We start from the raw sequence: 24,552 nt of genomic DNA, 5'->3' as shown, positions 1-24,552 counted from the left end.
CTGCCGTTAAAGGCAGTTTTAATAGGGCGGTTATCCTGTTATTGTTTGTTTTTCAGGAATTCATCCAATTGCTTTTGCTTCTCGGCGATGATTTTATTCAAGCCTGCTTTTTGCATCTTCTCATTAAATTCAGGAAGTGATTTGGCAGGATCTAATACTCCCGTAGCGAGTCCGTCAAGGAAGCTGTCATACACACTGGACACCGCAGCCTCTTCCGTCTTGGTCTTAGAGCTGTCGAAGTTGAATCCTAATGCTTTGGTCGGAGTGGCTGATTTGTTGAACTCGTCAAACTTCTGCCACTTCGTCGGATCTTCATGATCCCACAAGTAGTTGAGGAATTGATTACCCATCATCCAGTTGTTCCCCGGGGAATAACCGGTTTCACCCGCTTTGGCCCCATCAGGCAGCTTAATGATGTTCTCCTTGCCCGCAACTTTCGCATAATGCTTACCTTCTACACCGTTCACCAGCAGATTGAGTAGCTTAACGTCGCTATGCAGAAGATTCATTACCATCATCGCTCGTTCCGGATCCTTGGATGTACGGGAGATAGCGAGCATAGAGTTGTTCAGGTCGTTTGTTGTCGTGTAAGGCGTCTCCTCAAGAGCCACCTGTACGACTTTGTGGTCAAGCCCTACATTTTTCTCTCCGTCCGCGCCTGGCTTCAGCTGCGACCATGTTGCAAATACGGTACCCTCCTTGAGATAGTTCGTGCTGTCTGTATTCGTAGCGGGATCTTTCTGGAAGAAGCCTTTCTGCTTCCAGCTGTACATCAGCTCGAAGAACGCTTTCATATCTGCTTGCTCAAATTGATTGACCACCTTCAATTCACCATTCTTCACAAGGGCACCTGGCACCTTGGTGCTCCCTAGGTTCTCGTAAGGCAATACACTCACCCAGTTCCTGTTGGCCCAGAATGGAACGACGTCAGGCTCGTTGTCCTTCAGCTTCTGAAGAATCGGCTCTAGGTCTCCGAGCGACTTGATGGATGAGAGGTCAATCTGATGCTTGTCGACCAGCTCCTTATTCAGGAACATGCCCTGCCTGCTGGCAAACTCCTTCTGGGTCGGCAGAGCGAACAGCTTGCCGTCCATCATGTTCCCCTTAATGAACAGCGGGTTCATGCTGCCCTTAATATCCTGACCGTATTGCTCCATCAGCGGGAGCAGATCGACGAATGCACCCTTGGCTACATTGCCACTGAGGTTATCCCACGACGCCGTGAATACCAGATCATACGGCTCATTGGAGGATGACATCAGATTGATCTTCTGTGTCCAATTCGCCCAATCCACCGCATGGATCTTAATAGTGGCGTTAATTTTTTCCTTCAGAATGATGTTCATTTCTTGCTCGACAAGCGAGACGTCCGTCTGCGGGGAACCTGGATAATAGAGCGTGATCTCTCTCGATTCAAGACTCGACTTCTCTGAAGCGTCTGACTCCGCGTTGGGAGATGGCGAATTCTCGTTAATATTGCCGCCGCAGCCTGACAGAACCAATGTAAGCATAATTAGTAATAGAACCGTGCCTTTCCATAATATGAACCCCTTCTTCATGATACAGCTCCTCCTTATTGATGATGATGAATATGCTATCCGGATAACCGGGGTTAGCCTTTAACGGATCCAACGGTAAGTCCTTTAATGAAATATTTTTGCAGGAAAGGATAGACGAAGATGATCGGCCCTATTCCCACAATGGCCATGGCCATCCGAACAGTCTCGGAGGGCAGGTTTTTACTCAATTCTCCAGCACGGCTGGCCTCGACAAGCCCGGAATTGAGGTACTCCACTTCCCGCATAACCTTGTACATGAGATACTGCAGGTTGACCAGATTATCATTGCTGATGAAGATTAGGCTAAGGAACCAGTCATTCCAGTAGGCAAACGTCTGAAAGAGGCCGATGGTCGCCATAACCGGAAGGGACAGCGGTACAATGATGCTTCTGAATATGCGTAACTCCCCAGCCCCATCGATAACGGCCGACTCAATTAATGCGGGCGGTATCGTGTTCGAGAAGAACACTCTCATGACAATGACGTTAAACGGTGCGATTAAATAGGGCAGGATCAGGGCGATTAATGAATTTTTTAATCCGGCAATTGAATATGTCATATAGAAAGGAACGAGTCCGCCGTTAAACAGCATGGTGAAGAACACGAAGAAGGAGAAATAATTGCGAAACTTAAAGTCTCTTCGAGATAACGGATAGGCCAGCATGGCCGTAAACAACAAGCTTAAAAGCGTACCTGCTATGGTGACGAATATGGAAACCCCGTACCCTTTGGCGATTTTCGCAATATCCTTAAGCAAGAACTCGTATGCGTAGAATGTGAATTCTCTTGGCCATATACTATAGCCGTGACGAATCACAGACCCTTCGTCAGAAAGGGATACGGAGAGCACCAGAAGAACGGGTACGAGACATACAATGGCCATAAGCCAGAAGACCAGTGTCAGGACAGCGTTAGCCGGTGTAGATATGCGGTTAAATCGGGAGTTAGATTGATTATGGTCATTCAAGTCATTCACCTCTCTAGAATAGCGCTTCATCTTTATTAATCTTGCGAACGACAGAATTGGTTAATAGGATGATGACAAACCCCATTACCGCTTGATACAGCCCTGCAGCAGCTGACATTCCCACATTCCCGCTAATCATGAAATTTCTAAAAACAAACGTGTCGATAACCTCTGTTGCAGGGAGCAGCGGTCCCGTATTGAGCGAGAGTTGATAGAATAATCCGAAATCAGCATTGAAGATCCGGCTTACTTGTAGAAGCACCATAGTAATAATGACCGGCTTCATCAAGGGAATTGTAATATATAGGATCTGCTTCCACTTTGACGCTCCATCAATTACGGCGGCTTCATAGTATTCATTGTCAATGCTAACGATGGATGCCAGATAGACGACAACTATATAGCCGATATTTTTCCACAGATTAACAAGGGGCAGAATAAATATCCAGTAGAAGGGGTTGGAATACCAGCTGATGCCTTCAATCCCCAGCCATTCGAGGATACCGGTGTTGATAAAGCCATTCTGACCCAGAAGGGCATAAGCCAAGTAACTGACCGCGACGAAAGATAGAAAGTAGGGGAAAAGCATAGCACTCTGAAAAAATTTGGCAAAATGACGATTGCGAATTTCATTAAGTGCAATAGCTGCTGTAACGGCTGCTGCAGTATTAATTACTATAAAGGAGGTATTATACAGCAGCGTATTTCGAGTCGCGCGCCATGCTTCGTCCGTTCGTACGAGATACTCAAAGTTCTCCCACCCAGACCAACTGCTCCCCAGAATACCGCCAACGTAGCTGTAGTCCTTGAACGCTAGAATGATACCGAACATAGGTACATAGCTGTTGAAGATGACGATTAGCAATGCCGGAAGCATTAAGGCAAAGAAAACACGATACTTGATAACGTCATGCCAAAACCCCTTATTGGGCAGCTTGGTTCCCTTTACATTCAATGCCTGTATGTTTTTGATGGATTTCATTTGGGCCATCCTTCCCGCTCCTTCCGCCTATCGACTGGCTCTCTATTGGCTTAAGTGTAGCCCCCCTGCTCTTTTATGAAAATAAACAAAATTCCAAATCCGTTTGAAATTCATCAAATTTTGCAAGGAAGACGAGACTTGTAATTGAGGATAAGCTACAATATTAATGTTCGAATACCGCATACAAAGGGTGTGGAGAATGAATCAGAATAAGCTGAATTGGCATTCCATTTTTCATGTTCTGGCATTATACAGGCACAGTATCCGTTATCGACTGATGATCTACTTTCTCATTCTAGTCCTGCTTCCGGTCTCCATCCTTACTTCCATTATCTACTCCCGTTCAGCACAGACGATATCGGAGAATATCACCACATCCATTCAGAATAATCTCTCATTAGTAGAGGGCAACATTGTTCAGAAAATAGAGGATATGAATACGATTGCCTCATTTATATACCTGAATCCGAAGCTCCAGAATATTCTGTCCTCGGGACGACCGGCTGACGATACTGCGATTATTAATGAGTTGTCCAACTTGGGCAACATTATGCAGGATTATGACGTTCCCGATGAAGCCAGTCCCCAGATCAGACCCAAGCTATTCATTCTGGACAGACCTGAATATTATCAGAAGAACTTTACCGACAACATTGCCAATATGGAAAGTATTGAAAATACAGCATGGTTTCAATCCATCCCGTTTCGAAGTGACTTTACAGTTATCGGAATGTATGCGGATGAGAAACCCTTCAGCAAGGTAACGGCATTACGTTATGTTAAACGCCTCTATGCTCTGAGACATATTCAGATTCCTATGGCAGGTCTCCTAACCATTGATTTGAACCTAGACGACATCAATCAGATTCTAACTTCATTGAAGCCTTCACCCAATAGCACCATCTATCTTCTGGATGCCAGCAATCGCATCATAACCGGTCCTGCTAATGAAGATAGACAGACACAGTCCATCTGGCGTTATATCAGCAGCAACGCACCGGAATGGAAGGATCGCATGAGCCTCCGTACAGTTATTGGCGGAACCGAACATCTAGTATCCTATCGGACAATAGAATTGACAGGGTGGAAGGCCATATCCATATCACCTATGCAAGATCTTAACGGGAAGCTGGTTGCATTCCGTAAGGTGATTATTATCATGCTTGTGTTGTGTGTATTGGTGGCGACGATTCTGTCCTTCTTGATGACCAACGACATCTCTTCCCCAATCCGCAAGTTCGTACACTCCATGTCCTACACCAAGACTGGAACGCTTAGCGAGCCAATCGTATATACACGGAGAGATGAGTTCTCCTTCATGTTCGACCACTATAATCGAATGATTCGACAGCTTAATGAGCTGATTCAGAAGCTGTACGTCACGGAAGCCCGCAAGAAAAAAGCTGAATTAGATGCGCTGCAAGCTCAGATTAATCCTCACTTCTTGTATAACACACTGGATTCTATTAATTGGCTTGCCATTGATCATCAAGCTCCTGATATTAGTAAGATGGTAACGGCTCTGTCCGACTTCTTCAGGCTATCCTTGAACAAAGGCAAAAATATCATCACAGTGCAGGAAGAGCTGAGGCAAGCCGAGAGTTACTTAATCATCCAGCAAATCCGTTCCAATAACCGAATTAGCTACTACATTAACGTGGAGGAGGAACTGCTCCGATGTCTGACCGTCAAGCTGCTCCTTCAGCCGTTAATTGAGAATGCGATTCTCCATGGAATTGAGAAGCGGCGTGGAACGGGAGTCATTCAGATCACCATTCATTCCCTCGAACCTGACAAGCTAACTATTGAGATTCTGGATAACGGAGTAGGAGCTGAGGTTGACAAGCTGAACGAGCAGCTCCGTTCGAAGCCGGAAGAAGGTGCCGCCGTCCAATCCTTCGGGACGCGCAACGTCAATGATCGTATTCAGATGTGGTTCGGAGAAGGGTATGGCTTATCCTATCGTGAGCATCAGGGCCAAGGTGTGCTTGCTGTTATCGAACTGCCAATCGTTCATTACATGGAGGAGATTGCTGATGTTAAAAATGATCATAGCGGATGACGAATTCAACGTACGGAGAGGGCTGCGTAAAGCGCTGGAATGGGAGGATCTTGGTATTCAACTACTAGGCGAAGCAGAGGATGGAGAAGAGGCCTTACAGTTATGTAGACAGCATCACCCGGATCTTCTCCTCTCCGATATTAGAATGCCTTTCATTGATGGGCTTCAGCTGGCCAGCCAACTAAGAGAAGAAGGGTATGCCACACGGGTCATTTTCATTAGCGGTATACAAGATTTTGACTATGTCAAAACCGCCCTTAGCTTAAATGCGGATGGCTATGTATTAAAGCCTGTCAAGCTCGAAGAGCTCCTTGAGGTCGTTAGCAAGGTAACGGAAAGTATACAAGCTGATCGGGATAGAACCCTTATAGAGGAGAAATTAAAGCTTCAATTGGAGCAAAGTCTTCCTGCACTTCGGGAGAAATTCCTGAACCAAGTCATTGCCGGCTTCTCTGACAATGAGGTAGACCTGTGGGAGAAGGCATCTTATTATATGATTCCCTTCACCAGAGGAGAGTCCATGTGTGCGGCGGTTATTCAGATGGATAATTACCAACAAGCCGTAGAGCGCTTCACTGAAGAGAATAAGCAACTGCTCTTCTTTTCCATACACAACGTTGTTGAGGAAATCACTTCCATTCATAAATTCGGTATATGCTTCACGAATCATAACGATAATGAATTCATAATTGTGGTTCGCAGTTCCGAAGAGCGGACCGTCTACGGTCCATCTGCCATTATGGAATTCTGTGAAGACATCGTCTCGAGTGTGACTAGGTATCTCAAAATTTCAGTATCCATTGGAATAGGGAATCCGGTAAATAAGCTGACTTCCCTCCGCACATCTTACAGGGAAGCCAAGTCCGCCTTGCAATATACGTTCTATACGGGCAGCAACTCCATTCTTAGTATTCAGGATCTGAGAACAACAGAAAGCATATCTCCTCCAAGCCCAATCTATACCGCGGAGCATGAGCTCTTGTCGCAAGTGAAGCTTGGGTATGAGGAGGGTGTAACCAGATCGCTTCATCAGCTCTTCGATCCATACCTGCAAGAGACTCATATATCCGTTAATTACGTCCGTCACCTTGCAGCGGAGCTGTTGTTCAGCTTATCCCGGATGATGTATGAGATGGAGGAATCCTTCGACACAATCATTGCAGGCAAGCTTGAAGTGTTGAAGGGAATTGAGCAAGCACGCACGATTCAAGAGCTACAGGTACTGTTGCAGAATATGTTCATCAAGGCAACTATGTATTTTGAGAAGAAGCACATGACCAAGAATACGCGCGTTACCCATAAGATCAAAGAAATTATAAGTCGGCGATATATGGAAGATATTAACACAACACTTTTATCCAAAGAAGTATTTCTAACGCCAAATTATATTAGTCAAATTTTCAAGCAGGAGACTGGGTTGACCATTACTGAATATATTACTAGGCATCGAATTGAGACTGCCAAAAACTTGCTAAAATCACCCGATCTGAAAGTGCTTGAAATATCAGAAATGGTTGGAATTGATAATCCGCAATACTTCAGCACATTATTCAAAAAATACACCGGGATGCATCCTGGTAAATACCGGTCACTCTTCGAAGGTAATTAATCAGAGACGTTCAACGATTAAGCGGCAACCTGGGATTAAAATTAGGATTCAGATACGAAGCGGGATCGAGCCTATAATCTGAAACCGCTCGCTGCAGCTGATTGTTCAATCGGTCGCTCTCGTTCTTCAGAGCAACATTCATATCGGCCTTCCCTGATAATATATCCCGATACACCTGCATGCGTGGCGTCCACCCCGCGTTGGGATCATCATAAGGACGCACCGTTCCATAGTCATCCTGCCAGACGGGATCTCTAGGATAGAAGGAATCCAGCGTACCGGGCATGAACGCTTCACAGTCAGGTAATGCAGGCTTGTACAGGGGATTGTCATTAATCCCCTTAACGATAGACGGGATGCAGCTCATTTGGAACATCTCCCCTAATTGTCGTTCTTCATGCAAGTACCGCCAAAAATTAATCGCCTCGTTTGTGTGTTCGGTTGAACTATTGATAGCGATGGAAGGCTCGGGATGCATCATTAATGCTCCTCTGCCCGCATGATCAGCATCAACTGCTGGAGGCATACTGGCCCCCCATTCAAATGATAAGGGCTGCCCTCTCTGCAGGACGGACAGATCCCCGCTGTTCACTATCATCATTGCGATGTTGCCTTCTGTAAATTGAGTAAGAGCCGTATCATATTTTAAGGATGTTTCCCCCGGAAATAAGGATTCTTGCTTAACCATTGACATCATGCTGTGAAGCCATGGTTTATAAATGGTGAGATCGTATGTCCCATTGGAGAAATCGAATAAATAGGAACCGCTGAGTGTATTAGCCGTCTCCATCGACTGAACAAACCCCTTCCAGTCTTCACCTCCAGCCAAAGCAAAGCCTCTTTTTTGTGTTCCAACTTGAGAACGTGCGATGAGATCCGCGCTCTTGACCAGCTCTTCCAGCGTCATTGGAGGCTTATTCGGATCTAACCCGGCCTGACGGAACATGGTCTTGTTGTACAACAAGCGCGTTGTTACCGAGCGTGTAGGGAAGGTATAATAGTTACCGTTGGACCTGCCATATTCTTGTGCAAACTTCGGATAATTGTTCAGAAATTCCTTATCCACGTAAGGTGTCAAATCCAGCAGCCAGTTCTTGTTCATATAAGTCGTAATCCACTCATGATGAATAGTCAGCAAATCCGGACCCTTGCCGGATGCCATTAACATATTCAGCATCTCGCTATATCGCCCTGGTGATATCGAGAGCATCTCTACACGGACCTCGGATTGAATCTCATTGTATCGATCTACGACCTGCTTCATCTCACTTCCAGTTCCTGATGAGAGATAAGCAAAGTTAAGCACCTGTCGTACGTCGCGCTTGCCGGAAACGACCTCTCCTTCATCCACTTCAGCTGGTGGTAGAGTTACAAAAGTATGTCCAACGATAATAAGCGAGATAAAAGTGAGCATCATTGCAAAAAGAATTAACCATGTCTTCCGATCTCTTAGCATGACTTAGTCCCCCCGTTCATTCATCTTCCTATCTCTTCCTCACTATGTGACAAACATACCTGAATTCATGCAACTGTTCAATATATCAAAAAAAGCACGCACCTGTCCTCTGGGGAACAAGTACGTGCTTCCATCCACTCTATCATAGAGGGTACAAAATTGGTCTAAGAGTGTATAGCTGCGAAATGTTAGAAACGAACAGCCAGCTCAGCAGCAGACTTCAAGCCGTCAGCAACGATATCGCCACTGCGGTCAGCGTATTGGTTATGACCTTCGATAATGACGGTCTCAGGGTTCGAGATACCCCAGAAGCGAAGAATGCCTGTCACATAGTTAACGGCCATCTCAGCAGAAGCCATGAAGCCTTGAGAATAGTCGCTGCCGCGTGCGCTTAGCAGAGCAACCTTCTTGTCTCCAACAAGACCCTTAGGTCCTTCAGCTGAGTAAGAGAATGTCTTGCCAGCCTGAGATAGGTAAGAGATATAAGTAATCAGTGGTGCCGGTACCGTGAAGTTCCAGAGCGGGAAGGCGAACACAACCTTATCAGCTGCAAGGAATTGGTCCAGATACTGGTTAGCGGTCTCGGCAGCAGCCTTCTCTTCCGCCGTCAGCTCCCAGCCTTGGCTTAGCTTATAGAGGCCAGTGATAGTCGTATTGCCGTAGTAAGGAAGATTAGCAGCGTACAAGTCGAGCTCGGTTACGGAATCCTCTGGGTGTGCTTCCTTATAGGATGCTGCAAAAGCATCATACAGCTTCACGCTTACCGCCTGATCAGCAGGACGGTCATTTGCTTTAATCAATAGTACATTAGCCATTATGATTTCCCTCCAATAGTATAATGATGTTTCTAGATTAGTGAGACACAAAATCTCATACGCTCATTATAATTGGAGTAATTAAATTATTCAAGTATATTTACTTACTTATTTAATGTTAATTTTATTAAGCGGCTATTCTTCTTCTCACAAGCGCCACGATAAGCAAGAGCAGAGGGATTCCTACCATCTGAATGGGCAAGATGTAAGGAATTGCGAGCTTCTGTGGAAATACAATCGAGATCTCCACGTAATTGCGCGGCAGCAAGCCAATCAGAATGGCTATGCTGGCGTAGATAGGGACGTATAGACGCCAGTTCCCGCGGCCCGTCCACTGCATCGTTCCGTAGCTGGCGGCGAACAAGTACAGGGAGAGCTTAATATAGATACTCATAATCCAGATTGCAGCAACGATGGCATCTAGATTCTCAATAATTCCTCCAACGGATATCGATCTTACCAGCATCAATAACGGATAAGGCTCATTCGCTATAACCGTAGGACCGAATATCATCGTGCACGCGACTAGCGTAAGGACAAGTCCTCCCCCTGCTGTCAGCACCCCTCCAATGGCATGCCTCATGACCTGCTCCTTCTTGGAGACGATGGAGATCAGCATAATGAGGACGAAGCAATCCCCCAGGAAGGTTGCTCCTGGCAGCGCACCCTTGAAGACGGCATTCAGCCCGCTGTCTCCATATAGTGGAAGCATGAACTGGGGACTCATCTTGTTCGTCGCCAGTAAGATAGGCACAATAACACCTAGTAGTATGATTGGACCAAGCACTTCACTCAGCCTGCCAATTACAGTGATGCCAAGCATCGTTGGATAGACGACAGCAAGAGCCATCATGAACATGACGAAGGCAATTGGGGTCTGTGGAAGGATCGTCGCATTAATGAAGGAGGCGAATTGCCTTAAGATGACGCTGAACACAACGAGCCAATAGAGCAGATAGAGCAGACTCAGCGCACTGCCGGCCCACCCCCCGAGCAATGTCCTCGTATACTGGATGAAGGATTGTTCAGGGTGAAGCAGACTGAGACGAGTGGCCATGTAGGCAACTGCCCCGCCTATTAAGCTGGCTCCAATGGCGGACATCCATGCATCCTGCTTAGCGAGCATAGCTGCTGGCGAAGCGGTCAGAAGCACTAACATCACGATCTGCATGCTTACCATGAGCCAGTAGATCTGCCGGCTGGACAGTGACATCGTATTCACTTGCCTTCCTCCCTCTTCTGCATTTCAACGTGATGGGTCACGTTAGATATTCCGGGACTGCGAAGAATCATGTCAACCTTAACCTCAACCTCAACCTTTGCAAAAAGCTCATTCCAGTTATTTTCAGCCTGCTTCCAAGCCTTCGGATATTTTTTGTGGTAAGCTCTGCCGAAGGACAGCACGTCCGTCTTATAACCCTGCATCATTTTAATGGCATCGGAGATTTGTCTAGTAATTTCCTCGTTGAACGGCTTCTCCATTTTTTCCAAATTATCTGATGGACTAAGCAGATTTGCAGGAAGTGAACTTTCCACAACATCCGCATTTACTTTATACTTGATTGTCATTTTCCAGCGGCCATTTTTTATTAGAGGTTCATAGCGCATAGCCGCTTTAATGATTCTGATTTTTATGCTCCCATCATCCGTGCTGTAGGACAAGCAGAGGTTTTTATCGAATCTCCGATTCGTTAGCCAGTTAATGTTGTGAGACTCTTGATCGGTCAGATAGGTGAATAGTTTTTGCTCTTTGATTACGGCATGGCCTCTTACAGCAAGTATTTTACTTATTTTCCCTTCACTCTCCAGCGAAGCAGTACGTGCGAGGGGCAAGAGAATGGAGTTCGATTCGCCTGTTATTTTCTCTTCTACCCGATAGATGGCCGAATATTCAAGCGACTTCTGCTCGGTTAATCGAACAAGCGCATCGTAAGAATCGGGATCGTTCAGGGAGTAGAGCAGCTCCTTAGCTGTTCCAGGAGCAATGTATAAGTTCGCTTGTTGTCTGAGCTGATTGTCTCTGAACAGAAAATCAATGTCGCTCATTAATCCACGGCGGGCCAGCTTGTTCCCGTAGATAAAAGCCTTCGCATGCCCCCAAAAGAACATTCTTGGAACCTGCATCTGCAAATCGGTCATGGCATCGTTGAATGAATCCCCTTGCTGTGAGATTGTAAATACTCTTCCTTTGCTCTGATTACCTTCTGCCCCAGAGGCAGACGGATTGGGAATGAACAATTGCAGCGTTAACTCCACTCTGGAATCCTTCAGAAGATCAAGACCGGCCGCCATGATGAGAGCCATCCCATTCACCTCTTTCCGGTCCCAGCAGCCAGACAATGGTAATACGGCTATAGAGACAGCGAGTAGGATCCCCCATCGCTTGAGATGTCTGTTCATCTTAAGCTCCTCCTCCTGCACCGCTGTCCTTCCTGGACATTCTCTGCTTATTCTTGGCACCATAGATGGCAGGACGATTACGCATCTTCCGATAGGGTGCACGGACGAATAGATCCTTCCAATCTCCATATTGGATCGGGCCTAGCGGTGCCAAGTAGGGCACGGTGAAGGAATGCAGCGAGCACAGATGCGTAACGATAACCAAGAGCCCAATGATGAGCCCGAACAAGCCGAACATGCCGGATAAGACCATGATTGGGAATCTCAGCATACGGATAGGGAAGCTCGCTTCATATTGCGGCAGCATGAAGGAGGAGATTCCCGTAATCGCCACCACCATCACCATCGGTGAAGAGACTAGCCCAGCTTGAATAGCCGCTTGGCCGATGACGAGCGCTCCGACGATGCTCACGGCTGAACCGACTTGCTTGGGCAGTCGAATACCCGCTTCCCTAAGTGCTTCGAATAGAATCTCCATGATGAGCGCTTCGATGAGGGCAGGGAATGGAATCTCTTCTCGGGATTGCGCAATCCTCAGGAGCAGCGTCGTTGGCACCATCTCTTGATGGAAGGTAAGAATCGCGACATACACGGAGGGTGCCAGCAAGGCAATTATTAGGAAGCTATATCTGAGCCAACGAATAAGCGTCCCCACGATGAATCGCTGGTAGTAATCCTCTGGAGATTGCAGCAGTGAAGTTAGTACAGTGGGTGCGATAATGGCAATCGGTGTGTTCTCAATCAAGATGCCTACTCGCCCTTCCAAGACGGCGGAAGTGACGACATCCGGCCTCTCTGTCGTCTGAATCTGAGGGAACGGAGAGTAGGTGAAGTCTTCAATCCACTCCTCAATCATCGCGCCCGCAATAACTCCGTCAACATCAATAAGCGACAGCCTGTCCTTAACAAGCTTAATAATATCGTCTCTTGCTACACCATCGAGATAGACAACCAGAACCTTGGTCTGAGAGTATCGTCCAATGGGATGCTCGACAATTTTCAGACTAGGCGTTCTCAGCCTCCGTCTTAGCATCGAAGTATTGACCACTATCGATTCGGTAAAGCCTTCCCTCGGTCCTCTCACGACGGTCTCACCCTGAGGTTCCTCGATCGCACGGCTGCTGAACTTGATTAATCCGATAGACGCCCCCATCTCCGCTTGATCCAGGAGCAAGATAGAATTGCCGACCGCTAACTGCTCAATGATCTCACCATAGGTTCGCACGAGCTTCATCTGTGCCGAGGTCACCTTAAGGTCCGTAATCTGAACGGGTTCATTAGACTGCATCAGTGGACGAATGACCTCATGACTCAGCTCATTCGTATCGCTTAGCCCATCGAAGTACAGTAACAAGGCCGATTGATTCGTTCCGGTATGGAAGTTGTACCTCACCAGATCCGAGCAGTCTTGATAGAACCTATCAAGAACCTCTAGATTGTTAGCTAGGGACAGATCGAGCTGCTCCTCAGCCTTGACCTGCAAGTAGGAATCGACCGTATAGGTATGCATAGGGTAGGTGCCCACTCCCAACTGACAGAGATTTCAATTCGATAGGTTAGATTGTGTTGTTGTCTCGAATAGTATGCATCAGGGTGATTAGGGGAGATGCGGAGCGATAAGGAGCGATTAGGACAGATTAGGACAGAGTAGAATCGACTAAGGATGGATTAGGAAGGATTAGGATTGAATAGGACCGATTAGGAGCGATTAGAATCAACTAGGACGGATTAGAACCGATTAGGAGAGATTATGGGACGATTATAGGATGTGCAATTCTGCTCCATCTAACTCCAATAACGTTTCCATATCTGACAATAGACGCGATAATGAAATATTGCATTTAAATTTACTCTCATCACCCATATAAGGATATTTATACCCATGAGTAAGGAGCGGCATGCGCATTATGGTGCACTTCTGCACCTTATTGAGGGCATGCGTGGGGCGAACAGCCCCATGTGGTGCAGAAATGCACCATAATGGGGGCATGCGTGGAGCTAACCGCTTCATGTGGTGCACTTGTGCACCTTATTGAGGGCATGCGTGGGGCGAATAGCTCCATGTGGTGCAGAAATGCACCATAATGGGGGCATGCGTGGAGCAAATCGCTTCATGTGGTGCACTTGTGCACCTTATTGAGGGCATGCGTGCGGCCAACAGCTCCATGTGGTGCCAGAAATGCACCATATTGGGGGCATGCGTGGGGGGGAACAGCCCCATGTGGTGCATTTGTGCACCTTATTGAGCCAAGCGTGGAGCGAACCGCTCAACCAAGCTCACTTCTTACTCACCTGGCTGATTGGTTGGCGCACTTACTTGCTCGCCTGGCTGACCGCGCGAGCTAGCACAAGAGCGTACCATTTTTTACACACAAATAAGACCAATCCCACAGGAGATTGGTCCTATCCGTCATGCTCTTATCCGTTATGCTCTTATCTGTTATGCTCTTGCTTTACCCTCCCAGCGGAGGGTAACACGAGTGGCTGCAGCATTTTTTTCGTTCCTCCCCCACCATAATCCTTGATACGTTCAGGGGGAGGAATGAAAAACGCTGCAGACACCGTGTTACCCGGAGCGCCTATGCGTACTTCAGTCTCACCGGCTCCGTATTCGCATGAGCCGGGAGCCACTTCGGCGGGCCGTACTTGGCTATGTAAGACAGCTTGTTGATATAATCCTCTACCTGCTGCTCCTCATTCAGCTTGCCGAGGAGCGCCCAGCAAGCCTCAACATCGTTAAGCGCCCGATGTGCGCCGGATAAGTCAATACCATAACGCTGGCACATCTCTCCCAGCGTATGCGGATAGACCTGATGGTCGCGGCAGATCGTCAGCGTATCGATGAAGTCGTTGCGGAACGACCTGCCCGCATGCCGCATGAGTCCATAATGAAGGAAGCTCAGATCGAATGCAGCATTATGCGCCACGATTGTGTTGCCTCCAATGAAGCGGTTAAGCACTCGGAGCGCCGTCTCCTCATCCATGCCATTCACAAGATCCTCTGTCTGTATGCCGGTAATCTCCGTAATCTTCGGAGACAGAACACCATCGAACTGAACGAGCGTGCTGAATCGGCTCACAATCTCCCCTTCATGGCAGCGTATCGCTGCCACTTCAATAATGCGATCTTGCTCCGGATTCAGCCCGGACGTCTCGAAGTCAATGACAGTCATATTCGTAAGCTTCATTGAGCTGCAGCCCCCTCATTCACCGCTCTGAGCAGCGTATGCCGATTAGGCCGCACTAGGTGCGCTTCCTTCAAGCTGCGAGCAAGCAGCTCCTCATCTATACCCAGCTCATAAGCTGCAGCCGGGCCCCCTGCCCGCTTAAGCAATCCCCGGATATCCGCCTCACTTGGCACCTTGAGCAGCTCCTCCTGCATCGCCTCACTAAGCAGCTCCGCCTGCTTATGGTACAGCTTCGCAATCTCCGCACACGCGGCGCCTACCTTCGCGCCATGCAGCAGCTGGCGCTTGCCGAGACGTAGATACTCCATCTCCCAGTAGTGGGATAGATGATGCTCTGCGCCCGAGGCAGAGTGCGATTGCCCGAACAGCAGCATCGCAATACCCGATTCGATCAGCGACTCGATTAGTATACGTATTCCCTTAGCAACACCCGATCCAATCAAGTCCACATGCTCCACGCAGCGCTGCAGCGCCCTCCACGTCATCTCATAGACCGCTTCGTCGAATGGCTCTCCTCCCGTCTGCGCGCCATAGGTCCAATCGAACAGCGAGGTGTACTTGCCGAGCATATCTCCGAATCCAGCTGCAATCATGGCGGGAGGTGCAGCGCATAGAATATCCAAGTCTGCAAAAATCGCCTGGGGACCAATCGCCGCAATCGTCTGCTTAACCCCTCGAATAATAATAGGAGCTCCCTTCGAATTGAACCCATCGACCGAAGGCGCTGTCGGAACGGATACGAAGGGAAGGCCAGCGGTGTAAGCGGCATAGCGGGATAGATCATGCAGCGTGCCAGAGCCTGCCGCAACGACTACCTCCGCCGATAAGTGCTGAATGTCCAGCAGCAGCTGTACGATAGACGCTTCATCCGCGATGACATCGCCTAGCCGGTCAGGCTGAATCAGCGTCACCCGAACCTGCATCCCTGCAGCAGCAACGGACTCCTCCAGCTCTCGGCCAACGATACCGTATGTATGCTCATCCGCACAAATAATGACGCGACTATAGCCCTTCTCCTGCAAGTACGGTGCCGCTTGCCCTGAAGCCCCTGCTTCCATGACAATGGGATCAATCTGAACCGCATCCCATACCGATGACTCTATCGATGGATACTCCGATTTCATACGTTCTATTAGAGTAGTCATACTATCCCTCGTCTCTCTTAATTATTTTTTTTCACCATTATATAACGAATTCGAGGACAGCGGCACTTCCGGCTCTTCATCCCTCTGGTTTACTGTCACTCTATTCATCCGTTATACTAGTATAGTAAGCATAATTGAGCAGAGGTGAACCATGGACGACTTACGACAAGCCTACGAGCGTATGGGCTTACCCGAGAATTCATCAAGAGAAGAGCTGGAGAAGCGCTACACAACCTTAATGCGTCAAGCAAGAAGCAGGCAGCAGGCAAGCGGCACTTCGTCCGCAGCAGAAGACACTTCCTTCGCCGAGATTAATGAAGCTTACCGTTATATTCTAGGATACGAAGAACGCCAAGCAGCAGAGGAATTCAACAAGAAGGAATACGGCAAGTATCGCGGCATGGCGGGCTCAGCGCAGAAGCTTGACCACTTCTGGAGATATTACAAGTTCCATACATTAGGCGTTATTGCCATTATTGCAGCCATTATCTATGGTGCGATGAGCTATGCAGATCACCGGGCGGAGCAGCGATACCTAGCCAGCCTTCCTCCTATCGATCTCTCTATTAACTTCATGGGCAGCTTCTACCTGCCAGAGGGCAAGGATGATGCGAGCTATCTCGAGACAGAGATGCTGAAGCCATTCCCCGAGTGGAAGCGGTTAGCAGTTCAGGTGAATCAAGTGTCGTTCGAGACGACTAGTCAGATGGATGTTGCACTGCAGCAGAAGGCCCTCCTCAACCTCGTGACGGAGAAGCCGGATATCTATATTATGGACAAGGGGACCTTCGACTGGCTGTCACCGCAAGGCATCCTAATCAATCTCGATGCGGAGGCGGAGGGCGCTTGGAAGCCATTCCTATCCGGCGGAACAGCCAGTGTGCTGAAGCAGCGGACAGAGGATGTGCCTGAAGAGCATATCTACGCCATTAACATCAGCCAGACCAAGCTTGCCAAGGAATTGACCCTTCTCAAGAGAGAGATGATCGTCGGAATTCGCGCTGACAGCAAGCATCCCGAGCAAGCGAAGCAGTTCATAGAGACATACCTGCAGACGAAGTAATTCCATATAACGACTCCATAACAAAAAACGCTGCACCCTTAAATGCCGAGCAATCGACAACTAAGGAGTGCAGCGTTTTTTTGCTAAAAAAATTCATAATCCAATCCAGAACACACACAGACTAATCAAGCAGAATGCCCAGCTAAGCGTGCTAAGAGTACGTTCCCCCGCGCTGCCGTTACGGAATAGACGCAGGGCCAGCTTCAGCTTCGGAATGAATAAGGAATGAATGCCGTCCCTGCCGAACAGATCACCAGCCAGATGCGCCCACCACCCGACGACCAGCCCTTGACCTCCCGCTTCAATATACCAAGGCTGAAGCTCGGTGAAGGATAGTATGCCCATACTTAGGGCGAAGGAGAATTCAGGAGTATGTATAAGTCCTCGATGCTTCAGAGCTGGCGTCAGCAGCAGGGTCACTCCAGTGAAGGCAGCGATCCAGTGCCAGTCATACATGCGATAAGCCACGATTAACGCTACACCTGCTGCCACTAGTATCAAGCTTCGGATACGCGACAGCGCGATGCCGAACAGCCCGGCTCCGAGCCACAGCTTCGCGCTTCCTTGAAGCTCTCCATTGTAAGGCACCCATGGAACGTAGGGAAGCGCGAGCAGCAGCACTCCAATGAGGAGCAGGATCGCCCCGATCGTGCGGGACAGCCTCCTCCGTCTAGTTGACAGTTGAATCAGGTTGGAGATGGTGGAGGTCTTGTGATCGAAGTCGGGAGCTAGTCCGGCAAGCGCCGCCATGCCGACAACGACCAGTGGAGCCAGCTGATCAGCCTGAAGTACAGCCTCCGGCATGAAGTAGAGTGAAGCTGCGCCTGCCGCAGCTCCGAATGCTAGATGTCCATTCTTATTCAAGCAGGTTATCTTCCTCTCTATGAGTCACTACACGAGCAGAACCTTAATCATCCAGCAGATTAGCAGTGCGGAATACGCCGGCATAGATGCTGCTGAAGAGGAAGGATGCGATCTCCTTAGCCGTCTGCTGCCTATTATTGTCCAGCCATTGTTGAATAACGCCGAGACAGGCCGAGGATATGAATGAAGTGAAGTATTCAGGAGGAACAGGCAGCACACGATCCTGAAGCAGAGTCGTTAGATTGCTAAGCATATTCTTCCTCATCACTTCCTTAATCTTGACCTGGAAGGCAGGATTGCCATTCTGACCTAAGACCACCTTGATGAAGTCAGCATTGTCCTCCATATAGGCGAGTAATGAGCTTAAGTACAAGATAGGCTGCTCTGGGACTTGCTCCGGGTGCCGCAGTACAGTCGGCAGCATGTCCTTCACCTTGCTCTGAAGCTGCTCCAACTCATCTATTATCTCATTCTCACTCTGCTCGAGCAGATCGAACTTATCCCGATAGTGCAGGTAGAAGGTCGTCCGATTGAGATCAGCTCTCTCAGTCAGATCACTAACCGTAATACTGTCGAACCCCTTCTCTTCCATCAGCTCCGCTAAGGCGCTCCGAAGAAGACGCTTAGTCCGTACAATTCTGCGATCAATATGCATCATCCTATACACCTCCGCTCCTCATGTCTCCTAATCGACAGCCGGCTCGATACTGTTCATTGCTATCCGATTGGAACCATTATAATATACAATATGAAGCTTATTCAACATACTGTCTATTATCGAGGAGGTCCACCTGATGAAAATCATACAAAACAAACTCGTTCTGCTCCTTCCCTTAATCGTCATCGCTGTTATCGTTATTTTCAGCCTAACGGCTGTGCCGACTGTTCATCCAACTCCAAAAAATCTGCCTATTGCCATTGTAAATCAAGATCAGGGCGCTGAGGTTCCAGGTCAAGGAAAGTTGAATCGAGGGGAACTCTTGGCTGCTAAGGTAATGGAATCTGCTTCCTCCACCGCTGCTAACGGGGAACCTCCGATAAGATGGATAAAAGTATCCTCCGAAGCAGAAGCTCAAGTCGGCTTGAACAATCAGAACTACTATGCGGCACTCATCATTCCGGCTGACTTCACCGCGAAGCAGATGTCCTTGCTGTCAGTTGCCCCTGTGTCACCCCAGCTTCGCATCTATGTGAACCAGGGCATGAACATGAGTGCCGCCACGATGGCCAGCACTATGCTGACTCAGCTCGTCGATAAGCTGAATGATCAAGTAAGAACAGAGCTGCTCGCTGCTGCTTCCAAGCAGGGCGGGACGCTGACCGTGGAGCAAGCTTCGGCGCTGGCTTCACCTATACAGAAGGAAGTCCTATTAGCCAATCCCATCGGCACTCACAGTGCGAATGGTAATGCACCTATATCGATGTTCCAGCCGCTATGGATGGGAAGTCTGGTAGGAGCAATCTTGTTCTTCTTAGCGGCTCGCAAGCAGCAATGGAATGGTAGAAAAGGCAGGCTTGCTATGCGATTCATGCAGATTGCAATTGGAGCAGTCGCAGCGGTTGCCGCAGGCTTAGTCTTCACATGGGCGGCTGATGGGCTGCTGGGCCTGCATATTCCGAGCTTCATGGATACAGCCTGGATGCTCGCTCTTAGCTACTTAACCTTCTTCCTGATGATATCAGCCATTCTAGCTTGGATAGGTTACGCAGGAGTTCCACTCTTCGTACTCGTTCTGTTCTTCGGAGGGCCACTGTTAGGGATGGCTCCTGAGCTTATGTCTTCGTTCTATCGGAATTGGATCTATTCCTGGCTCCCGATGCGCTTCATGGTCGAAGGTCTGCGCGAGCTGTTCTACTTCGGACAGAGCTTCCACTTCGGCACCGCTTCACTTACCCTTGTCAGTATTGCTGGGGCCAGCGCTATAGTGCTGCTGCTGTCTGCCCTGAAGCCTATGCCTGATCATGTGAATTAACATTCGACATCAAGAAGAGCAGCCGCATGATGCGGGCTGCTCTTCTTGTCAATGATAATAATGACCTTCTTAGTTGTGGAAGCTTGGCAGCATGCTGGCAACTGTTGTAGTGTAAGAAGGAACCGATATGTACCATTATTCATTCACTCCTTACTGGATTAAGCTGAATGGAGGATAAGGCTATGGCTGCTGGACGAGGAGCAAGACTATTAATCGTCGATGATGAACCTGCTATTATTCAGTTCCTGGAGCTTGGGCTCACTCATGAGGGATACGAGGTGAAGACGGCAAGTGACGGACTGGAAGCGATTGACATATCGAGCAATTACAACCCCCATGTCGTCATCCTAGATGTAATGATGCCTGAGCTGGACGGCTTCGAGGTATGCCGCAGATTGAAGGAATCCATCGACAACGTCGCCATTATTATGCTGACCGCGCGGGGAGAGGTAACTGATCGGGTAGCCGGACTGACGCTTGGCGCAGATGACTACCTGGTGAAGCCGTTCAGCTTCGACGAGCTAGTAGCACGTATTGGAGCACGGCTCCGCAATCAGTTCCCAAGCTTGCTTGGCGAGGTGAATGCGGGTCCGTTCCGTGTCGATGACCAGAGGAAGGAGATTCTGTATCGGAACGAGGCGCTCGCGCTGTCCCCTACCGAATACGAGCTGCTTAAGTGCATGATTCTGCATCATGGTATTGTGCTCAGCAAGACGATGATTCTGGATAAGGTGTGGGGCTACCACTTCGGCGGGGAAGACAACATCGTGGAGGTGTATGTGCGGTCTCTGCGGGACAAGCTTGGGGACAAGGAGCACCGGCTCATTCGTACGCTTCGAGGAGCTGGATACAGGATGGACCTGCCATGAAGCTTGTCCGTCCAGCCTCCCTCCGCTCGCAGCTGCTTGCCAGGTCACTGCTAGTACTCGCGGCACTGTTACTGCTGATTGGACTGCTGCAGTATGCCGTCACCAAGAGCTACCTCTATGATAATGAAGCTGAGGCGATGGTCGTTCAGTTGATGACTCTGCCCAAGGACCTCCTCATCCCTCGTCCTGACTCGCAAGGAACGATGAGGAGAGTCGGACGAGAGCTGCCCTATCTGTTCATGCCCGGTACCTCTCTTGCTGTTGTGTCCTCGAATGGCGAGCTGATTGACTTGGCTCGTTCGGGAGGATTAGCTGCTCCGCAGCTTAGCAAGGAGAAGTATGCGGAGCTGCGGACAGGGTACCGCGCTGTTAACCCTGCTAGACCAGCTAGGCCTGGGCCTGTTAGTCCTGATCTACCTCCTGCTGATGGACCGCCTAATCATAGATCATCTGGGGCGAACTACCATATTGCAAGTAATGCGGATGGAGTTGAGCAGTTGGTCATATGGAAGGCTATCGGTCCGTCGGGATCTGGCGAATGGCTGCAGATGGGCAGAGACCTCACTCCCCTGCACTCCGTCTTGCGGCAACAGTTGCTTACCTTCGCAGGGCTGTCACTGCTCTCCCTTGGCGCAGGGGCTGCGCTCTACTTGCCCCTGCTTCGCCGTACCCTTGTACCTCTGACGAACATGGTTACTCTCGTGCGGCGAATTGATGCAGGCAAGCTGGACCAACGGCTGCCCGCTGATGCGGGACAGCTGGAGATTGACCAGCTGTCGAATTCTTTCAACACCATGCTGGAGAGGCTGCAAGCTTCCTTCGACGCGGAGCGCGAAGCCGCTGAACGGATGCGCATATTCGTAGCGGATGCTTCACATGAGCTGAGGACGCCAATGACCTCCATTCATGGGTTCCTCGAAGTGCTGCTCAGAGGAGCAGCTTCCAACCCTGCACAGCTTCAAGGTGCTCTCCGCAGCATGTACGGGGAATCGACGAGAATGAACAAGCTCATTGAAGATCTGCTGCTGCTGGCGAAGCTTGACCGAGACCCGCAGCTGGAAGGCAGACGGTTGTCTCTGGGGGAGCTGCTTCGAGACATGCAGCCGCAGCTTCAGCTGCTAGCCGGTGAGCGAACGGTCCGCATCGACTTGCCTGAAGGTGGCGTGGATGGTTCATGGGATGGGGACAAGCTGAAGCAGGTCATCCTGAACTTGTTCCTCAATGCCGTACAGCACACCTCACCGACCGGTGGCCATATTGGAATTAGACTTGGGAGAAGCGGAGTTAGTATGAAGGTGCTGGGAGATTCGTTCGCAGAGATTAGTATAGAAGATAATGGGACTGGAATTGCCGAGGAGCATCTGCCGAGGCTATTCGAACGGTTCTATCGCAGCGATGCGGCACGCACACGAATTCAAGGTGGTGCAGGGCTCGGCCTAGCCATATCCAAGGCTATCGTCGAGGCTCACGGGGGGACAATTGAGGTGTCGAGCACACTCGGTATTGGCTCAACGTTCACCATTAAGCTTCCTATAGTGGAGCAGATATAGGTACAAGCAGGCCGTGGGCCGGGATAGAAGCATATCTGCACATATGCCTGCTTGAGTGCCACAGTCAACCTGCCTTGCCGACTTAAGACCGCTGAGCGGTCTTAACAGTATCCTGTTGGCTGCTTTCCCCCATCTTAAGACCACGTAGCGGTCTTAAGATGCTGGAACCCTGCCATATTCAACCTGCCTTGCTGACTTAAGACCGCTAAGCGGTCTTAACAGTATCTAGTTGGCTGCTTTTCCCCGACTTAAGACCGCTGAGCGGTCTTAACCTGCTGTAACTGACCCCACCCTACTAAGAGAGCGGGACAGGAGTGTGTCAGCACTTATCAGCACTTATCAGCACTTATCAGCACTTATCAGCACTTATCTCCTCTTGTTACCTGCCCTTCCCGAATCAGGGGTTAACAGTCGTATCTACCCCCCTCATCGCCTGCCGCCAATACGAATAAGGGCTGCCCGCCTCGGGCAGCCCCTCTAACTCCTATGCTACTTCTGCCCAGCCAAGAATGCGTCGAATTGCTTCTGCTTCTCCGCGATAACCTTGTCTACGCCTGCAGCCTTCTGCTTGGCAATATACTTAGGCAATACTTCCAGCGGGTCGACAGCCCCAGTATCCAAGCTGGCTCCGAATTCCGTGCCGATGTTAGCGAGCACCGCCAGCTCAGACTTAACTGACTCCGGATTGAAGGAGAACCCAAGTCCTGGTGATGCCTTCGCCGAATCATTGAACTTCTTGAACAAGTCCCACTTCTGCGGATCCTCATTATCCCACAGATAGCTGTTGAACTGGTTGCCGAACATCCAAGCAGAACCGTGGTTGTATGGACGATTAGCTGGATCAACGCCATCTGGAAGCTTAATCACATTGTCTGACACCTTCACATAATGAGTACCCTCAATGCCCCAATCTAGCAAGTTAAGCAGTTCCTTATCGGAATGCAGCAAGTTAATGAACATCATCGCACGAGCTGGATCCTTGGACGTCTTCGAGATGCCGAGCATCGAATTCGTTGTCTCACTTGTAGTCGTATAAGCTGGAATGATCTCAATCTGCGTAAGCGGGAATCCTACGCTGCCTTCCATCTCCTTATCCTTGCCAGGCTTCAAGCTCTCTGGCCACATGAATACCTTCCCAGTCTTCGCCACATCCCCTGCCATTAGCTTCGAGGTCGGAGCATCCTTGTTAATGAGGCCTTGCTTGTACCAGGAATGCATCATCTTCAGATATTCCAAGTACTCTGGCTCTTCAACACTGTTCACTACCTTCGTATCGGCACTGCCAGAGTGAATCGTCCCAGGAACACTCGCATCACCGAGCGAATCCAGATCGCGAACATAAGTTGGAAGCGTCTGCGTTGAGGATTCGAACAGAGGCGTCATGCCCGGCTCATTCTCCTTAATCGTCTTCAGGAACGGCTCCAGATCAGCAACGGTCTTCACACTAGAGAAGTCCATCTTGTACTTCTCAGCAATATCCTTGCGCACCAGCACTCCCCGTGAAGCTGCAATTTCCTTGTTCGTTGGAATCGCATACAAGTTGCCGTCTACCTTGGCACCCTTCAGGAAGTCAGGATTAATGGAATCGAGCAGCTCCTTACCATGCTCCTGCAGCAGGTCATCCAGTTGCACGAATGCCCCCTTCTTCGCATTCTGCGAATGTCCGTTCCAGCTCGCCGTGAACACCACATCTGCTGGTTCGCCTGAGGCGAACAAGAGGTTCATCTTGTCATTCCAAGCGCCCCAATCAATCGCTTGCAGATCAATCGTCGCGTTAATCTTGGCTGTCAGAAGCTCATTCATCTTGCCTTCCACTAATTGCTCATCCTTCTGAGGAGTACCCGGATACATGAAGATCAGCTTATAAGGCTTAAGCTCAGGCTTCTGTGCCTCGCCCGTCCCTTCATTCGTGGCAGCAGGCTTGTTGTTCGCATTCGTACTTGACGGCTCATTGTTCCCATTGTTGCCGCAAGCGGACAACAGTATAGCCGAAGCTAACAATACCGTGCTGGCTAACTTCATTGATTTTTTTCTCATTGTAATCCTCCC

19 protein-coding genes are annotated in these 24,552 nt (G+C 49.2%); 6 read left to right on the top strand and 13 right to left on the bottom strand.

Features of this window, described 5'->3' with window-relative positions:
- Positions 1–38 precede the first annotated feature (38 nt).
- From ACFO9Q_RS09090 to ACFO9Q_RS09080, 3 genes are read right to left on the bottom strand one after another with little or no spacing between them, the layout of a single operon-like run.
- Positions 39–1,559 (bottom strand): ABC transporter substrate-binding protein, encoded by a 1,521-nt coding sequence (locus tag ACFO9Q_RS09090; RefSeq protein WP_379180994.1) that lies wholly within the window; start codon positions 1,557–1,559, stop codon positions 39–41.
- Positions 1,560–1,612: 53 nt separating this feature from the next.
- Positions 1,613–2,536, bottom strand: coding sequence for a carbohydrate ABC transporter permease (locus ACFO9Q_RS09085; protein WP_379181291.1), 924 nt, complete (start codon positions 2,534–2,536; stop codon positions 1,613–1,615).
- A gap of 4 nt (positions 2,537–2,540) precedes the next feature.
- A complete protein-coding gene (locus ACFO9Q_RS09080) occupies positions 2,541–3,518 on the bottom strand; it encodes an ABC transporter permease (protein WP_379180991.1) in 978 nt (325 codons plus the stop codon).
- A gap of 190 nt (positions 3,519–3,708) precedes the next feature.
- Between ACFO9Q_RS09080 and ACFO9Q_RS09075 the strand changes: the two genes are divergently transcribed.
- Positions 3,709–5,571 (top strand): sensor histidine kinase, encoded by a 1,863-nt coding sequence (locus ACFO9Q_RS09075; RefSeq protein ID WP_379180989.1) that lies wholly within the window; start codon positions 3,709–3,711, stop codon positions 5,569–5,571.
- On the top strand, positions 5,546–7,180 hold the full coding sequence (locus ACFO9Q_RS09070; protein WP_379180986.1) for a response regulator: 1,635 nt from the start codon (positions 5,546–5,548) through the stop codon (positions 7,178–7,180). Before ACFO9Q_RS09075 ends, ACFO9Q_RS09070 begins: the two co-directional genes overlap by 26 nt.
- 10 nt (positions 7,181–7,190) lie before the next feature.
- Here ACFO9Q_RS09070 and ACFO9Q_RS09065 read toward each other — a convergent pair whose 3' ends face one another.
- The 7 genes from ACFO9Q_RS09065 to ACFO9Q_RS09035 all read right to left on the bottom strand — a co-directional run bounded on the left by ACFO9Q_RS09065 (position 7,191) and on the right by ACFO9Q_RS09035 (position 16,184).
- Complete coding sequence (locus ACFO9Q_RS09065; protein ID WP_379180984.1) at positions 7,191–8,636, bottom strand: ABC transporter substrate-binding protein; 1,446 nt, start codon at positions 8,634–8,636, stop codon at positions 7,191–7,193.
- 188 nt (positions 8,637–8,824) lie between these two features.
- On the bottom strand, positions 8,825–9,451 hold the full coding sequence (locus tag ACFO9Q_RS09060) for an FMN-dependent NADH-azoreductase (protein ID WP_379180982.1): 627 nt from the start codon (positions 9,449–9,451) through the stop codon (positions 8,825–8,827).
- A gap of 127 nt (positions 9,452–9,578) precedes the next feature.
- The gene (locus ACFO9Q_RS09055) at positions 9,579–10,664 is read right to left on the bottom strand and encodes a GerAB/ArcD/ProY family transporter (RefSeq protein WP_379181289.1); all 1,086 of its coding nucleotides are present in this window, start codon (positions 10,662–10,664) and stop codon (positions 9,579–9,581) included.
- Positions 10,665–10,669: 5 nt separating this feature from the next.
- On the bottom strand, positions 10,670–11,851 hold the full coding sequence (locus ACFO9Q_RS09050) for a Ger(x)C family spore germination protein (RefSeq protein ID WP_379180980.1): 1,182 nt from the start codon (positions 11,849–11,851) through the stop codon (positions 10,670–10,672).
- A 1-nt stretch (position 11,852) separates the two neighbouring features.
- Positions 11,853–13,361 carry a spore germination protein gene (locus ACFO9Q_RS09045; protein ID WP_379180977.1) on the bottom strand — a complete coding sequence of 503 codons (1,509 nt, stop codon included), beginning with the start codon at positions 13,359–13,361 and terminating at the stop codon, positions 11,853–11,855.
- A 1,069-nt stretch (positions 13,362–14,430) separates the two neighbouring features.
- Positions 14,431–15,039, bottom strand: coding sequence for a PolC-type DNA polymerase III (locus ACFO9Q_RS09040; RefSeq protein ID WP_379180974.1), 609 nt, complete (start codon positions 15,037–15,039; stop codon positions 14,431–14,433).
- Positions 15,036–16,184 carry a sn-glycerol-1-phosphate dehydrogenase gene (locus ACFO9Q_RS09035; RefSeq protein WP_379180972.1) on the bottom strand — a complete coding sequence of 383 codons (1,149 nt, stop codon included), beginning with the start codon at positions 16,182–16,184 and terminating at the stop codon, positions 15,036–15,038. The genes ACFO9Q_RS09040 and ACFO9Q_RS09035 overlap by 4 nt, the downstream gene beginning before the upstream one ends.
- A gap of 151 nt (positions 16,185–16,335) precedes the next feature.
- Between ACFO9Q_RS09035 and ACFO9Q_RS09030 the strand changes: the two genes are divergently transcribed.
- Positions 16,336–17,247, top strand: coding sequence for a J domain-containing protein (locus ACFO9Q_RS09030; RefSeq protein ID WP_379180970.1), 912 nt, complete (start codon positions 16,336–16,338; stop codon positions 17,245–17,247).
- A 93-nt stretch (positions 17,248–17,340) separates the two neighbouring features.
- On the opposite strand, the gene ACFO9Q_RS09025 is transcribed toward ACFO9Q_RS09030, so the two are convergent.
- A complete protein-coding gene (locus ACFO9Q_RS09025; RefSeq protein WP_379180968.1) occupies positions 17,341–18,111 on the bottom strand; it encodes a metal-dependent hydrolase in 771 nt (256 codons plus the stop codon).
- A 43-nt stretch (positions 18,112–18,154) separates the two neighbouring features.
- Positions 18,155–18,769, bottom strand: a complete 615-nt coding sequence (locus ACFO9Q_RS09020; RefSeq protein WP_379180966.1) for a TetR/AcrR family transcriptional regulator — start codon at positions 18,767–18,769, stop codon at positions 18,155–18,157.
- A 136-nt stretch (positions 18,770–18,905) separates the two neighbouring features.
- Between ACFO9Q_RS09020 and ACFO9Q_RS09015 the strand changes: the two genes are divergently transcribed.
- The 3 genes from ACFO9Q_RS09015 to ACFO9Q_RS09005 all read left to right on the top strand — a co-directional run bounded on the left by ACFO9Q_RS09015 (position 18,906) and on the right by ACFO9Q_RS09005 (position 22,503).
- Positions 18,906–20,084, top strand: coding sequence for a YhgE/Pip domain-containing protein (locus ACFO9Q_RS09015; RefSeq protein ID WP_379180964.1), 1,179 nt, complete (start codon positions 18,906–18,908; stop codon positions 20,082–20,084).
- A 182-nt stretch (positions 20,085–20,266) separates the two neighbouring features.
- Complete coding sequence (locus tag ACFO9Q_RS09010; RefSeq protein ID WP_379180962.1) at positions 20,267–20,953, top strand: response regulator transcription factor; 687 nt, start codon at positions 20,267–20,269, stop codon at positions 20,951–20,953.
- Positions 20,950–22,503, top strand: a complete 1,554-nt coding sequence (locus tag ACFO9Q_RS09005; protein ID WP_379180960.1) for a sensor histidine kinase — start codon at positions 20,950–20,952, stop codon at positions 22,501–22,503. The genes ACFO9Q_RS09010 and ACFO9Q_RS09005 overlap by 4 nt, the downstream gene beginning before the upstream one ends.
- A 489-nt stretch (positions 22,504–22,992) precedes the next feature.
- Here ACFO9Q_RS09005 and ACFO9Q_RS09000 read toward each other — a convergent pair whose 3' ends face one another.
- Positions 22,993–24,540 (bottom strand): ABC transporter substrate-binding protein, encoded by a 1,548-nt coding sequence (locus tag ACFO9Q_RS09000; RefSeq protein ID WP_379180958.1) that lies wholly within the window; start codon positions 24,538–24,540, stop codon positions 22,993–22,995.
- Positions 24,541–24,552: the final 12 nt, after the last annotated feature.

It is taken from the genome of Paenibacillus sp. GCM10023252 (genome assembly GCF_042653305.1).
GTDB lineage: Bacteria > Bacillota > Bacilli > Paenibacillales > Paenibacillaceae > Pristimantibacillus.
This window is presented reverse-complemented; position numbering and strand designations above follow the sequence as displayed.

Excerpts from the sequence above, each read along its gene's own strand:
- ACFO9Q_RS09020 (WP_379180966.1), bottom strand. The coding sequence starts at position 18,769 with ATGATGCATATTGATCGCAGAATTGTACGGACTAAGCGTCTTCTTCGG.
- ACFO9Q_RS09065 (WP_379180984.1), bottom strand. The coding sequence starts at position 8,636 with ATGCTAAGAGATCGGAAGACATGGTTAATTCTTTTTGCAATGATGCTC.
- ACFO9Q_RS09000 (WP_379180958.1), bottom strand. The coding sequence starts at position 24,540 with ATGAGAAAAAAATCAATGAAGTTAGCCAGCACGGTATTGTTAGCTTCG.
- ACFO9Q_RS09070 (WP_379180986.1), top strand. The coding sequence starts at position 5,546 with ATGTTAAAAATGATCATAGCGGATGACGAATTCAACGTACGGAGAGGG.
- ACFO9Q_RS09035 (WP_379180972.1), bottom strand. The coding sequence starts at position 16,184 with ATGACTACTCTAATAGAACGTATGAAATCGGAGTATCCATCGATAGAG.
- ACFO9Q_RS09090 (WP_379180994.1), bottom strand. The coding sequence starts at position 1,559 with ATGAAGAAGGGGTTCATATTATGGAAAGGCACGGTTCTATTACTAATT.
- ACFO9Q_RS09080 (WP_379180991.1), bottom strand. The coding sequence starts at position 3,518 with ATGGCCCAAATGAAATCCATCAAAAACATACAGGCATTGAATGTAAAG.
- ACFO9Q_RS09075 (WP_379180989.1), top strand. The coding sequence starts at position 3,709 with ATGAATCAGAATAAGCTGAATTGGCATTCCATTTTTCATGTTCTGGCA.
- ACFO9Q_RS09055 (WP_379181289.1), bottom strand. The coding sequence starts at position 10,664 with ATGTCACTGTCCAGCCGGCAGATCTACTGGCTCATGGTAAGCATGCAG.
- ACFO9Q_RS09005 (WP_379180960.1), top strand. The coding sequence starts at position 20,950 with ATGAAGCTTGTCCGTCCAGCCTCCCTCCGCTCGCAGCTGCTTGCCAGG.
- ACFO9Q_RS09060 (WP_379180982.1), bottom strand. The coding sequence starts at position 9,451 with ATGGCTAATGTACTATTGATTAAAGCAAATGACCGTCCTGCTGATCAG.
- ACFO9Q_RS09050 (WP_379180980.1), bottom strand. The coding sequence starts at position 11,851 with ATGAACAGACATCTCAAGCGATGGGGGATCCTACTCGCTGTCTCTATA.
- ACFO9Q_RS09045 (WP_379180977.1), bottom strand. The coding sequence starts at position 13,361 with ATGCATACCTATACGGTCGATTCCTACTTGCAGGTCAAGGCTGAGGAG.
- ACFO9Q_RS09030 (WP_379180970.1), top strand. The coding sequence starts at position 16,336 with ATGGACGACTTACGACAAGCCTACGAGCGTATGGGCTTACCCGAGAAT.
- ACFO9Q_RS09015 (WP_379180964.1), top strand. The coding sequence starts at position 18,906 with ATGAAAATCATACAAAACAAACTCGTTCTGCTCCTTCCCTTAATCGTC.
- ACFO9Q_RS09010 (WP_379180962.1), top strand. The coding sequence starts at position 20,267 with ATGGCTGCTGGACGAGGAGCAAGACTATTAATCGTCGATGATGAACCT.
- ACFO9Q_RS09040 (WP_379180974.1), bottom strand. The coding sequence starts at position 15,039 with ATGAAGCTTACGAATATGACTGTCATTGACTTCGAGACGTCCGGGCTG.